The organism is Burkholderia sp. AW49-1, from assembly GCF_053427845.1.
The window spans coordinates 140,337-153,573 of record NZ_JBSAXF010000007.1; the positions used below are offsets into that span (position 1 = coordinate 140,337).

The 13,237-nt window shown below is 69.0% G+C and carries 8 protein-coding genes; 2 read left to right on the top strand and 6 right to left on the bottom strand.

All coding sequences use genetic code 11. The features are described from left to right. Nucleotides 1-16: 16 nt before the first annotated feature. On the bottom strand, nt 17-1,693 hold the full coding sequence (locus ACV22W_RS13935; protein WP_448019898.1) for an alkaline phosphatase family protein: 1,677 nt from the start codon (nt 1,691-1,693) through the stop codon (nt 17-19). Nucleotides 1,694-1,982: 289 nt separating this feature from the next. On the opposite strand from ACV22W_RS13935, the gene ACV22W_RS13940 reads away from it, so the two are divergent. After that, on the top strand, nt 1,983-2,204 hold the full coding sequence (locus tag ACV22W_RS13940; protein ID WP_011548933.1) for a hypothetical protein: 222 nt from the start codon (nt 1,983-1,985) through the stop codon (nt 2,202-2,204). 69 nt (nt 2,205-2,273) lie between these two features. Here the strand turns inward: ACV22W_RS13940 and ACV22W_RS13945 are convergent, their stop codons facing one another. Further along, on the bottom strand, nt 2,274-6,077 hold the full coding sequence (locus ACV22W_RS13945) for a DUF748 domain-containing protein (protein ID WP_448019900.1): 3,804 nt from the start codon (nt 6,075-6,077) through the stop codon (nt 2,274-2,276). Nucleotides 6,078-6,229: 152 nt separating this feature from the next. Then, the gene (locus ACV22W_RS13950; RefSeq protein ID WP_448019902.1) at nt 6,230-7,669 is read right to left on the bottom strand and encodes a DUF1254 domain-containing protein; all 1,440 of its coding nucleotides are present in this window, start codon (nt 7,667-7,669) and stop codon (nt 6,230-6,232) included. Between the two features lie 378 nt (nt 7,670-8,047). On the opposite strand from ACV22W_RS13950, the gene ACV22W_RS13955 reads away from it, so the two are divergent. Beyond that, nucleotides 8,048-10,861, top strand: coding sequence for a heavy metal translocating P-type ATPase (locus tag ACV22W_RS13955; protein WP_448019904.1), 2,814 nt, complete (start codon nt 8,048-8,050; stop codon nt 10,859-10,861). A gap of 167 nt (nt 10,862-11,028) precedes the next feature. Here ACV22W_RS13955 and ACV22W_RS13960 read toward each other — a convergent pair whose 3' ends face one another. The 3 genes from ACV22W_RS13960 to ACV22W_RS13970 all read right to left on the bottom strand — a co-directional run bounded on the left by ACV22W_RS13960 (nt 11,029) and on the right by ACV22W_RS13970 (nt 13,010). Next, on the bottom strand, nt 11,029-11,508 hold the full coding sequence (locus ACV22W_RS13960; protein WP_448019906.1) for a GNAT family N-acetyltransferase: 480 nt from the start codon (nt 11,506-11,508) through the stop codon (nt 11,029-11,031). 157 nt (nt 11,509-11,665) lie between these two features. Next, entirely contained in the window at nt 11,666-11,821 is a 156-nt protein-coding gene (locus ACV22W_RS13965; RefSeq protein WP_448019908.1) for a hypothetical protein, read from the bottom strand. 175 nt (nt 11,822-11,996) lie between these two features. After that, a complete protein-coding gene (locus ACV22W_RS13970; RefSeq protein WP_448019909.1) occupies nt 11,997-13,010 on the bottom strand; it encodes a flagellar hook-length control protein FliK in 1,014 nt (337 codons plus the stop codon). Nucleotides 13,011-13,237 lie beyond the last annotated feature (227 nt).

Here is a 13,237-nt window from a genome sequence, read left to right on the forward strand (position 1 = left end):
CGCCCGTCACGTTGCGTCAGTGGTCGATACCGAGCCCCGGCAGCACGTGCGTGTTCTCGGCCACGACCGCGTGCAGCAGCTTCGGTTCGGCGCCGAGCAGCCCGAGGATGGTCGGCGCGACCTGCTTCGTGCCGACGAGATCGCTCACGGTGCGCGCGCGGTGGAGGCCCGGATACGACACGAGCAGGCCGAGGTGGCTGTCGTCCGGCGCGTTGCCGCCGTGCTCCTCGTCCTTCTTCGTGCTCGACGTGTAGATCACGCCCGGATTCGGCTGGACGACGATGTCCGGCGTGCGGCCGTTGGCCGGATCGCCGAACCGGTCGGCCAGCGCCGCGCCGTACAGGATGTATGCCTGCGAGCCGTCGGCGCAGATCCCCGGCGCGTTGCAGCCGAGGTTCGCCTTCAGCGTCTGCACCACGGCCGTGCGCTGGCTGCGGTCGCGCAGCCAGATCAGGCCGACGTCGTCGGTCTGCACGAAGCCCGTGCCGACCAGGCCCGAGCCGTCGTTCAGGTTGCCCGTCGTCGTGTTGTTCTGGCCGAAGTTGCCGTTCGGGTCGAGATAGTTGTTCGCTTCGAGCAGTTTCGTCAGCGTGTCGCCGTTCTTCACGAGCTTCGTGTGATCGGTCGGCGACTGGCCGTGCTTCGCCGTGACGATCACCGCCGTCGACGTGTACAGGTTGCGCTGCTTCAACTCGTTGACGATGCGGCCGATCGAGTTGTCGACGTACGTGATCGCGTTCGCGACCTGGCCGTTCGGCGTGAAGTTCGCGTCGAGATAGCCGCCGCCCTTCGCGACCGGCGCCTTCTGCGCGACGCTGAGCGTCTGGAAGTTGGCGCCGAACAGCGTCGGCACCGGCGCGTTCTTTGTGCCGGTCGAGTCGCGGCCGTCGATCTGGTTGACCAGCGCCTGCACGTGCAGGTTGTCGAAGCGCGCGGTGTGCGAATAGACGTCGGTGTAGGCGGTGTTCGTCGCCGGGTCGATCGAGTTGATCTCGGTGCGCATCAGATCGTCGACGCCGGTGCCCGACGGGCCGTTCAGCCAGTCGTAGCCCCACGCGTGCTTGTCGGTCCACGCGGTGTACGCGTTCGGCACGCCGGCCTTGACGGCCTCGAACACCGTGTTGGTCTTCACGTAGTTGTGCGGATAGACCGGCACGCACTGGCCATTGACCTTCGCATGCGGGATCGCCTGCGGGTTGAACGCGCCGCCGCCGTCGAGGTGCACGAGCGCGCCGCCGTTGAACGCATCGATGCCGGTCGTCTCGTCGAACACGACGTTCCAGCCCTGCTTGCCCGAGCAGGTCGTGTCGCTCGGCGCATACAGGTTGCGGTCGTACGACACGTCGTAGAACAGGCCGGCCGTTTTCGGCGAGCCGCCCGTCACGAGCGCCGCGAGGCCCGGGAACGAATCCGACAGGCCCGGCGTATAGGCATTCGTGTACGTGACGCCGTTTTGCGCGAGCACCGCAATGTTCGGACACGTATTCGCGCCGACGCAGCGCGCGAGGTCCTGCTCGTGCAGGCCGTCGACGCTGATCAGCAGCACGTGCTTCACGACGCGCCGGCCGTGGCCGGCGGCGTCGCCCTGACCGTTGCCGTCCTGCTGCGCGGCATGGACACCCGCGCTTGCGAGCGCCAGCGCGCCCGCCACCACCGCCGCCACCTTCCGCTGCTTACCAAGGAAAGACATCATCACCCCACCTCATCGATTGACGTTGAACTGCGTGACCTGCCATCAGGCGCGCAGAATATGGCCGGATCGTGCGGCGGTCCGATGAAGCGGGGCTTTCTGTTTTCTGTCAAACGTAACCAATCGCAAGTGACACGACGCCGTCGCAATGCAGGGTCACCCGGCGCACGCCGCGACGTGCGCACCGGGCCGGTGCATGGTGCGCGCCATCGCCCGCCGCGCGATTTTTTTCGTGCTTGGCGCATGAGTATTGGCGTGTGATAAAGGGTTTTCCCTGACCCGGAGCACGAGTATGTCGACCCTGGAAGCTCTCCGGTTCGTGCTGGACGATGCACGTACCCCCGAAATCATTCGCCATCACGTCGTCGACGCGCTGCAGTACGCGCTGCGCAACTACGGACAGGTGTTCACCGCGAAGGAAGTCGAGTGGCTGACGCAGTGGGACGATGCCCGCCTGCCGCTGGCCGCGAGGAAGGAACTGGACAAGCGCGAACCGGCGATCGCCGGGCGCTGAAACGAAGGCGCGCCGCCGCGCCCGATTGCCGGTCGGGCGCGGCGGCGGCGGATGATGGCGTGACGCGGCTTACTGCAGGCCGAAGTCGACGCGGGTCGTCGCGCCCTTGTCCTCGATGCCCTTCGCATCGAGCTTCGGCGCCACGACGAACATGCGGCTCGAATCGATCTTGCCGTCGAGGTATTGGCGCACGGCCTGCGCGCGCTGCTGCGCGAGCGCGCGCAGCGCGTTGTCGTCGGCCGGCGCGTGATCGGCGAGCGCCTGCTTCATGTCCGCATCGGGCAGCGTCTTCTGCAGGCCGATCAGGTTGCGCGGCTTCTTGAAGTCGGCGGCCTTGTACGCACGCGTCAGGTACTTGGTGTACTCGGCCGGTTCGACCTTCACCGACATCGGATCGACGCTCTCGCCCTGGCCGACCACGTCCTTCAGCTTCTGCTGACGCACCAGCCGCTCGACGTACGCGTCGCGCAGCCCCGGTGTGTCCTTCGCCGGATCGACGCGGCCGATCAGGTCCAGCCGGATCGACGGCTTCTCGGTCAGCATCTTCACGACGGTGTCGAGCTTCTTCTGCTGCGCGTCGGTCAGCGCATACGTGCCCGGCGCGAACTCGACGTAGCCGAGATCCTCGCCGCCGCTGCCGCCGAACGCGTTCGCGAGCAGCGTGAACGGCGACGTCACGGCCTTCGCGATCAGGTTCAGCACCGCGCGCCAGATCAGCCCGCCGACGCTGAACTCCGGATTCGACAGCGAGCCCGACACCGGCAGGTTCACGTCGATCTCGCCGCGCGTGTTCTTCAGGAGCGAGATCGCGAGCTTCACGGGCAGCTTCGTCGCCGTGTCGTTCTCGACGTGATCGCCGAACGTGAGCTGGTCGATGAAGATGTGGTTGTTCGCCTGCAGTTGGTCGTTCGCGAGCTGGTAGTGCAGGTCGACGTTGAGCTTGCCCTTCGTGATCGGATAGCCGGCGTACTTCGCCGAATACGGCGTCAGGTTGGTCAGCTCGATGTCGTGCGCGGTCGCCGTGAGGTCCAGCGCCGGCTTGTCGATCAGCGGGTTCACCGAGCCCTTGATCGAGATCGGCCCGTTGCCCGCGAGGTTCGCGGCGACGTCGACCGGCGCGGACGTCGTCGAGTCCGTGCCGAACGCGCCGACCGTCCCCTTGATCGCGACCAGATTCGCCGTGTAGTTCGGCTTGATGAAGTTGTCGGTGTAGGTCACGCGGCCGTTCTGCAGCACGAGCTGGCCGAAATGCATGCGTACCGGATTCTGCGGCGGCGGCGCGGCCTTCACGACGACCGTCGCCGATGCGGCGGCCGGCGCGGACGCCTGCTGCACGGCCGCGGCCGACGCGGCCTGCGCGGCGGCCGGCGGCGTCACGCCCGGCGACAGCGGCACGGGTTCGTTCTTGCTCGCGTCGCGCGTAAGCGATTGCGCGGGGCCCGTTTCCTTTGCGACGACGTCCTTCAAGTTCAGCCGCCCCTGCGCATCGAGCAGCACGCGGCCGTAGAAGTTCGAGAACGTCACGCGCGCGGCGTCGACGTCGGTGCCCTTCTCGTCGTAGTTCACCTTCAGGTTCGACAGCGCGAGCGAGCGCCAGCCCGCGAACGGGTCGGACGTCGCCTTGTCGAGCATCCGCACGTCGACCAGCGCGACATCGCCGCGATAGGTCGCGCGCGGCGTGTCCTTCACCTGCGCGAACGTCAGGTTGCCCTGCGCGTTGAGCAGCGCGCTCGCGATGGTCGCGTTCAGCGCGCTGCCGAAGTACGGCTCGAACGCGGCCGCGTCGAGGCGGTTGCCGTTGATCTTCAGGCCGAGCTTCAGCGGCTGCGCGGTCACGTCGCCCGACACGTTCACCGAGCCCTTGCGGTTCAGCGTCGCCTTCAGCTGCACCGGCAGCGGCTTCGTCATGTCGTCGCTGATCTTCTGCACCGACAGGTCGAGCGGCTTGATCGCGAGCTTCACCGGGCGCGGCGTCGACAGGTCCGTGAAGTTCGCGGACGATTCCTTCACGTTCAGCGCGTCGATCCGGTAATGCCACGACGGCGCGGCCGCCTCGGCCTTGCGCGCGACCGTGCGCCCGGGCACCGCCGCCTGGGCGGGTTCGGCCAGCGCAGCCAGGTCGATCTTGCCGTCCTTCAGGCGCTTCACGTCGAGCGCGAGCCCGGTCGCATCGACGCTCGCGATTTCCGCGGTGCGCGCGGCGACGTCGACCTTCGCGATCTTCGCGCTTGCGTCGGGCAGCACGATCGCGGGCGCCTTCGCGTCCGGCGTCGCGAGCTTCAGCGACTTCAGGCTCACCGTGCTGTCGGCAACCTGCGCGTCGAGCGGCGTCTTGCCCCAGTCGGCCTTCGCGTTGACGCTCGCGCCGAGCGTGCCGTCGAGCACGCGCGCGCGGGTCGCCTCGCCGAGATACGGCTGCAGCGCCGGCAGCGCGAGCGCGTCGACCGCCAGCTTCGTGTCGGCCTGCTTCGACGCCAGGCTGAACGCGCCTTCGGCCTTCACGTCACCGCCGCGCGACAGCGACGTCGACAGCGTGTATTTCGCGGGTGTCTTGCCCTGCAGCGTGAAGCCGTCGAGCGTCGCGGCGAGCTTCGTCAGCGACATCGCGGTCGGCGTCGCGGGCACGCGGTCGTCGACGTTGATCGTGCCGCCGTCGATCGCGAAATGACGGATCGTCAGGTCGAGCGGCGGCGCTTCCTTCGCGGCGGCTTCGGCCTTCGCGCCGCTCGCGGCGTTGGCGGCGGCGACGGCCGATGCGGCGGCGCCCGACGCGGCCGGCTTGCCCGCGTCGGCCTTCGGCGCGGCGGCCGGCGTGCCGGCGAGCTTCTCGACGTTCAGCACGCCCTGCTTGTCGCGCGCCAGGTCGACGACCGGCTGGTCGAGCCGGATCTCGTCGAAATGCAGCACGTTGCGCAGCGGCTCGAGGCCGGCCGCCGCGACGTGCACGCCGCGCGCGGCGAACAGCGGTGCGGACGCGCGGTCTGTCACCTTCGCGTCGTTGAGATCCACGGTGCCCGACACGCGCAGCGACGGCGTGGCGCCGCTCATCACGAAGTTCAGCGTGAGGTTGCTGCTCAGCAAGCCGCTCGCGACGATCACCGGCAGCTTCGCCGGCGCGTAGGAAATCAGCTTCGGCACGTCGAGCCGGTCGAACTTCAGCGCGACTTCCGACTCGCGCGACAGCGCGAACGGCTTCGTTTTGCCGTCGATCGCGATCGGGCTGCCGTCGAATCGCGCGCGCAGTTTCGGCTGCACGAAGATGTCGGTCTTCGACGGCAGCGTCGCGATGAACGGAATGCCGAGCGTCCAGTTGTCGACCACGTGCTTTTCGTTCAGCAGGCGGTCGTCGAAGTCGATCCGCCCGTCGTTGACCTGAATGTTCGACACCGAGAAATGGGTCGGCTTGCTTTCAGGTTTGGACGGCGTCGAGAACTTTTCGATCAGGTCGGTGAAGTTGAAGCGTTGCGCGTCGTAGCGGACGATATGGAAGCGCGGCGAGTCGACGCGCACTTCGTTGACGATCGGCGCGCCGCGGAACAGCGACGACCACGATGGCCGCACGACGAGCTTGCCGATGTCGATGAAGTCGCCCTGGCCGCCGCGCTCGCCGATGTGCACGCCGTCGGCTTCGAGATTCAGCGTGTACGGGTTCAGCGCGATGCGCTGGATGGTGGACGGCCGACCGAGCTGCTGGCTCAGTTGCTGTTCGGCGATGTGGCGGATCAGCGGCGGCGCCGCGAAGAATCCGAGCAGTCCAAATAAAACGAGGAAGATCAGCACGCCGAGGCCGATACGTCGCGTCCGGCGCGAGCGTGCAACGCTGCCGAGGGCATGGAAGGTCGAGGGTACGGTTTCTTTGTCTGCGCTTGACATGCTTGGATGCCTCGGAAATGGATGCCGGGCCGCGCCGGAAAACCGGCACGGCCGCGCACGCTATCCCGAAAGTATAGGCTCAGGTGGTGACGGAACGACGTTCGGGCGAGGCCGCCGCGCCCGCGGATCGGACAGTGGCGGCGCCCGTCGGTTCATTTTCGGACGACGACGGGCGGCATCCACGAGCCGTCGCTCGCCTGCGGCTTCGGTGCGTAGAGTCGCAGCGCGAGCGTGAAGTCGGCGCGCGGCGCCGGCAGCCAGTTGGCCGCGTGCGTGCCGCCCGGCGACGCTGACACGACCACGTCGATCGAGCCGTCGTGATTGCGACGCAGCCGGTCGCGGTCGCCGAGCGAGCGGCGCGCCGAGCCGACGTCGGGCAGCGCGCCGTTCGTCGCGTACGGCGTGAGCGTCCAGAACCCGCGCACCGGCGGCAGCGCGCCCGGCGCGAAGTGCAGCACGTAGCGGTTCGCGCCGTTCAGCGAGTGGCCGTCGCTGTCGACGCGCACGAGCGCGAGCGTCTCGTCGTCGCGCGTCGCGGTGCCGAACTGCGTGTAGGCCGCGTACGCGCGCAGCGCGTAGTCCTGGCCATACTTGCCGGCCGTGTCGCCGATCCAGCTCCAGCCGTTCGCGCTCAGCAGGTTCGACGGCGGCGTGACGAGCCGCGCACGTGCCTCGGCGACGCCGGCCGTCGCGGCGTTCAGGCGATCGCCCGTCCACAGCACCGGGTAGCCGGCCGTCACGCCGATGTCGCCGAGCAATTCGTTCGCGTGCGCGTCGTCGGCCGGTGCTGGATTATCCTGAAGCGCCTGCGCGAAGCGCGTGAAGAACGCCTTCGGGTCGAGCGCGGCCACCTGCTCGGCCGGCGTGCCGCCGCTCGCCGCTTCCAACGGCGCGCTGCCCGCATGGACCGCGACCGACGCGCCACGCGTGCTGCCCGTATAGACGGACAGCGGCACCACGCGGATCGCCCGCTGCAGTTTCTTCACGTTCGTGAGGTCGCGCCCGCCGCTCGTCTGCAGCCGCACCTCGAGCCACGCGTTGGCCGACGGCACGTCGATACGCAATGCGCCCTTCGGCAGCGTGCCCTGCCAGTCCTTCGCGGCGAAGGCAATCGTTTGCGATCGCGCGGCGCCGCGAGCGCCTCGCGCCGCCACGCTCGACGACGACCACAGCACGTTCGTCCACATGTCGAGCGCGCGGGCATCCCAGTAGCGGCCGCGGGTATCCGGCAGCGTCACGATCACCGGTTCGGCACCGACGTCGAGCCAGCCGGTCGAGTCGAGCGTATCGACGCCCGGCAGCGGCGGGTTGAGCGCGCCGACCGGCGGCAGCGCCTGCGCGTGACGCAGCGTGTTGAGCGGCGCCTGGCCCGGCTGCGCGCTGTCGCCGCCCGTCGCGGCTTCCTTCGCGACGTCCATCAGCACGAGCGGATACGCGTATATATAGGAGTCGGCCACTTCGGCACGCATCCAGCCGGTTTTCCGCTGGATCGCGTCCGGTTGCGACGCGCATCCCGCCAGCAGCGCCGCCAGAGCCAGCGACGCGCCTGCCGCGCGCCGCAGAGAAACTGATTCTCGTAGGTTTTCAATCATTGAGTACTGGCCGAATATCGTTCTTGTCAGTCAACGCCTTGTTCGACTCACGATCGGCGAAAGCAAGGCACCCCAGCGTGCCCGGTCGCCGCTTCGCTCGGCGGGCGCTGATGTCAGGCCGGTATCATAGCGCCTAAGGGCATCCCCCAATATGCCGAATATCGGGCGGAGCGGTAACCGGGCTGTCGTCAGCCAGGACTTCCATTGATCCGGCCCTTGTCCGGCGCCGTCCGCCGCCTGCGCGGGGCGGCATGTCGAGCGAGAATGGGTCGGCCGTCGGCACGATCCTGTATTGCACGCCCCCCTTGACCTTCCCATCATGGGAATGTTGATACTGAAGTCATTCGCGGCACGAACCGCGCTTTTGGGGAATCCGACATGACTGAACCACTCGCCTCCGCCGACATGCAAACGATCGAACTGACCATCGACGGCATGCATTGCGGCGGCTGCACGGGCCGCGTGCAGCGTGCGCTGGCCGCCGTGCCGGGCGTCGTCGAGGCCGCGGTCGATCTCGACGCGCATGCGGCGACGGTAACCGCACAGGACACGGTCGAGCCCGCGCAGCTCGTCGCCTCGGTCGATGCCGCCGGCTACCGCGCGGCCATGCGCGAAGCGGCAGTCGAAGCCGCAGCGTCTGCGCACGTCGAACACGCGATGCACGAGAACGCCGGGCCCGCAATGGCGGCGACCGCACTGCCCGCGCCCGCCGCCAGCATCGAACTCGACATCGACGGCATGACCTGCGCGTCGTGCGTGTCGCGCGTCGAAAAAGCGCTGGCGAAGGTGCCCGGCGTCACGCGCGCGTCCGTCAACCTCGCCACCGAGCGCGCGACCGTCGACGCGGCTCCGGACGTTTCCGCGTCGCAACTGGCCGAAGCCGTGCGGCAAGCCGGCTACGGCGCGACACCGGTCGCCGCGCCGCCGCCGGCCGCTTCCAGCGATCTCGAATTCGACATCGGCGGCATGACGTGCGCATCCTGCGTCGGCCGCGTCGAAAAGGCGCTGGCCGCCGTGCCTGGCGTCACGCGCGCGTCGGTCAATCTGGCGACCGAACGCGCGTCGGTGCATGGCGCCTGCGCGCTCGACGCCGCCACGCTGATCGCGGCGGTCACGACGGCCGGTTATCGGGCATCGCTCGCCGTTGCGCCGGACGCAGGCGTCTCGGCCGACGCCGAAGCCCGCGCCGCCGAAGCCGCGCAAGCCCCCGACGCCCGCAAGCGCCGCGAAGCGATCCGCGAACGCAATCTCGTGATCGGCTCGGCCGTGCTGAGCGTGCCGCTCATCGTGCCGATGCTCGTCGCGCCGTTCGGCATCGACGCGATGCTGCCCGGCTGGCTGCAGCTCGTGCTCGCGTCGGTCGTCCAGTTCGGCTTCGGCGCGCGCTTCTACCGCGCCGCCTGGCATGCGGTGATGGCACGCACCGGCAACATGGACCTGCTCGTCGCGCTCGGCACGTCGGCCGCGTTCGGCCTGAGCCTGTGGATGCTGCTGCGCGACCCCGCGCACCCCGGCCATCTGTATTTCGAGGCATCGGCCGTCATCATCACGCTGGTGCGCTTCGGCAAATGGCTCGAAGCGCGCGCAAAACGCCAGACGACCGAGGCGATCCGCGCGCTGAACGCGCTGCGCCCCGACCGCGCGCGCGTCGTCGAGCACGGCATCGAACGCGACGTGCCGCTGGCGCAGGTACGCGTCGGCACGACCGTCGGCATCCGTCCGGGCGAGCGTGTGCCCGTCGACGGCCGGATCGTGTCGGGCCGCTCGCACGTCGACGAATCGCTGATCACCGGCGAAAGCCTGCCGGTGCCGAAGGAAGACGGCGATCCGGTCACGGCCGGCTCGATCAACGGCGAAGGCGCGCTCGTCGTCGAAACCACCGCGATTGGTGCGGAAACGACGCTCGCGCGCATCATCCGTCTCGTCGAATCCGCGCAGGCGGAAAAGGCGCCGATCCAGCGGCTCGTCGATCGCGTCAGCGAAGTGTTCGTGCCGGCGATCCTCGGCATCGCCATGCTGACGCTGGCCGGCTGGCTGATCGCCGGCGCCGGCATCGAAACGGCGATCCTCAACGCGGTCGCGGTGCTCGTCATCGCGTGCCCGTGCGCGCTCGGCCTCGCGACGCCCGCCGCCATCATGGCCGGCACCGGCGTCGCGGCCCGCCACGGCGTGCTGATCAAGGACGCCCAGGCGCTCGAACTCGCGCAGCGCACCACGGTGATCGCGTTCGACAAGACCGGCACGCTGACCGAAGGCAAACCGTCCGTGACGGCATTCGACGCCGTCGGCATCCCACGTGAGCAAGCGCTCGCTCTCGCGGCCGCGGTCCAGCGGCAAAGCGACCACCCGCTCGCGCGCGCCGTGGTCGCCGCGCACGATGCGGACGTCGTGGCCCGCGGCGGCGGCGCGGGTTCGACCGAGGTTGTCGCGGCCGATGCGCGCGCGGTGGCCGGTCGCGGTGTCGAGGCGCGCATAGGCGGCGAACTTCTCGCACTCGGCAGCACCCGCTGGCGCGACGAACTCGGCATCGTCGTGCCGCCCGAACTCGACGCGCGTGCCGCGGAACTCGAACGCGCGGGCAACACGATCTCGTGGCTGATGCGTGCCGACGCGCCGCGCGCGCCGCTCGCACTGATCGCGTTCGGCGACACCGTGAAGCCGGGCGCGCGCGACGCGGTCGCGGCACTGTCGGCGCGTGGCGTCGCGAGCGTGCTCGTCACCGGCGACAACCGCGGCAGCGCGGCGGCCGTCGCGGCGACACTCGGAATCGGCGAAGTGCATGCGCAGGTGCTGCCCGACGACAAGGCACGCGTGGTAGCCGAACTGAAACGCGCGCACCGCGGAATCGTCGCAATGGTCGGCGACGGGATCAATGACGCGCCCGCGCTCGCCGCGGCCGACGTCGGCATCGCGATGGCGACCGGCACGGACGTCGCGATGCATACGGCCGGCATTACGCTGATGCGCGGCGACCCGGCGCTCGTCGCCGATGCGATCGACATCTCGAAGCGGACGTATCGGAAGATCCAGCAGAACCTGTTCTGGGCGTTCGTCTACAACCTGATCGGCGTGCCGCTCGCGGCACTCGGCTGGCTGAATCCGGTGATCGCGGGCGCGGCGATGGCGTTCTCGAGCGTCAGCGTCGTGACGAACGCGTTGCTGCTGAGGAGATGGAAAGGCCGCGCACGCTGATGCGGGCCACGACGGGCGCCGGGTCGTTCGATGGACGTCCGGCGCTTGTCGTAGCGGAAATGGCTTGCCGACCTGCGTGGCGCAAATTGCATGCACTGCGTCGGGACAGATCAGCGGAAGAGGCTGGGAAAACAACAACGCGCGTCACCGACGCGCGTGTGCTGGCCTCAGCTCTGGACGACCGGCTTGATCAGCGTCGTCGTGATCGGCACGAAGCCGCACGCCCGATACAGCGCACGGGCCGCCGTGTTGTGATTGAACACCGACAGCCCGATTTCGGTGACGCCGTGACGGCGCGCCTCGGCCTCGAGCGCATCGAGCGCACGTGTGGCCCAGCCCTGGCGGCGCCGGGTCGGGACGATGTCGAGATCGTAGATGAATAGCGTACGGTTCGGCCCTTCGGGCACGATCGCGTACCAGAGGTCGCCGACCGTGTCGCCGCTGGCGGCGTCGATCAGTTGGACGAGCGTCTGGCCGGAAGTGAGCAGGCCGTCGGGCAGCAGCGTATCGAAGCAGGCACGGGCGCGGGTCTGCGCGTCGTCAGTGGCGTTCTGCCCGGATGACACGAGATCGCGCGCGTAGCCGTCGATGGCGCGCGTGCGGTATGCGTGGAATTCACCGGCCGTCATCGGCCGCATCTGCAACATGGCCCGTGTCGCGAGGGAAGTCGGACTTCCAGTGTAGCGGGACGGTCGCACCGGCGCGCGAGGCGGCGGTGGAAAACGGGCAGGCAGAGGCGGCGAGCGCCGCGCCGAATCAGCGAATCAGCGAATCAGCGAATCAGCGAATCAGCGAATCAGCGAATCAGCGACGGTACAGGACGGTCGGCACGTGGTTCGCACGACGCACGCGCTCGGCTTCGGCGTGACGCGCAGCGTACGAATATTCCGCGTCGAGCGGCAGGTGCGGGGAGACGAAAAGGTCGTCGATCTTTTGCAGCAGGGCAAGAATGAAGCTCATGTGAGACTCCTGACAGATGGCGCTAGGGTTTTCCCTTAGATGGATGCCATTCTAAGGGTTTTCCCTGAACTCTGCCAGCTCACCGCATCAGTTTGCCGCACCCGCTCCACCGACGATCGATCGTCCGCCCCGTCCCGCCTTGTCACGCCTGGGTTCGCAGGTAGGGTCGGACGATTCAGCGCGTTCGACGCACGCGCTTCGCGGCCGCCGCCTCGCGATTCGCATTGCGCTGCAGCCGGTCGACCTGCGACAGCATCGCTTCGTGGTGTTCCGCGAGCGTCATCAGCGTTGCCTGCTGCGTCGACAGGTCGGCAGCCAGCCGGTCGATCCGCTGCTGCCTGGCGTCGACTTCCTGCTTCAGGTGCGCGATCTGCCGCGTTTGCAGCACCAGCGCGACGAGCCCCGTGAACACGACGATCGCCAGCGCCAGCAGCAGCCGGTTGACGCGACGCATTTCGCGATCGGCCGCCTGCTTCATGCCGGCCGTCTCGGCCTGCAGCGCGGCGAGTCGATCCGACAGCGGGCGCAGTTGCGTATCGGGGTCGAAGGCCGACGCGCCCGACGTGGCCGGTTGCGCACGATCCGCCGACGGCTTCGTCACGAACGACGCAGCAGATGCAACAGGCTGCACGAACGGGGAGGCCGGCGCTTCCGCTGCTTGCGCGGCGTCACGGGCACTCGCGGCCACGGCGGGCTCGGCCGGTTCGGCGGTCGCTGACCGTTCAGTGGATGGCGCAAGGTGCAGCGCCGGGGTCGCTTCCGCCCCCGCGTCGACGGCGGCCACTCCCCGCGCGCTACGCGCCGCTGCCGCTTCGCGCGCGCCTGCGCCCACACGGCGCTTGCCGCCGGAGGATGCGCGACGCCCCTTCATGGTCTCGCCGGGCGTCCGCACCGCTTCGTCGCGTGTGGCCGGCACGGCGGCGCCTTCGGGCTCACTGCCCGCTTTCACGGGGCGGTCGCCGATGATTGCATCGACCACCGCACCTTCCACCGCTCCCGCATTCGCCGTCGAACGCTCGGCTTGCGTCCCGGCCGCATCGCCTGCTTCCGCCACGCCGCCGGTCTTCACCTGGTTGCCGTCGGTTGCCGGCTCGCCGGCTGCAATTGCGGCGATACCATCGGACCGCCGCGCCTCGCCGAGCTTCGTTGCATCGGCAGCGGACGCACGCACGACATCGGTATCGGCCACAGCGCCGTTTCCTCGCGTCGACGCGGACGCAGACGCCGTCGCAACGTCAGGCGCCGACTCGACCGACCCGCCGTCGGCGCCCGGCGTGCCGAACCCATCCAGCGTCGCCTGCCGACCGCCGTCATCGCCGTCCGCGACGGCGACCGCCGTGTCGGCATCCATCGCCCCGTCAACGCGCGAGACCACCGGCCCACGCGCAGCCGGCTCGAGCACCGGATCGCCGAACA

Coding starts and splice junctions, on each gene's coding strand:
- ACV22W_RS13935 (WP_448019898.1), bottom strand. CDS start 1,693: ATGATGTCTTTCCTTGGTAAGCAGCGGAAGGTGGCGGCGGTGGTGGCG.
- ACV22W_RS13940 (WP_011548933.1), top strand. CDS start 1,983: ATGTCGACCCTGGAAGCTCTCCGGTTCGTGCTGGACGATGCACGTACC.
- ACV22W_RS13945 (WP_448019900.1), bottom strand. CDS start 6,077: ATGTCAAGCGCAGACAAAGAAACCGTACCCTCGACCTTCCATGCCCTC.
- ACV22W_RS13950 (WP_448019902.1), bottom strand. CDS start 7,669: ATGATTGAAAACCTACGAGAATCAGTTTCTCTGCGGCGCGCGGCAGGC.
- ACV22W_RS13955 (WP_448019904.1), top strand. CDS start 8,048: ATGACTGAACCACTCGCCTCCGCCGACATGCAAACGATCGAACTGACC.
- ACV22W_RS13960 (WP_448019906.1), bottom strand. CDS start 11,508: ATGTTGCAGATGCGGCCGATGACGGCCGGTGAATTCCACGCATACCGC.
- ACV22W_RS13965 (WP_448019908.1), bottom strand. CDS start 11,821: ATGAGCTTCATTCTTGCCCTGCTGCAAAAGATCGACGACCTTTTCGTC.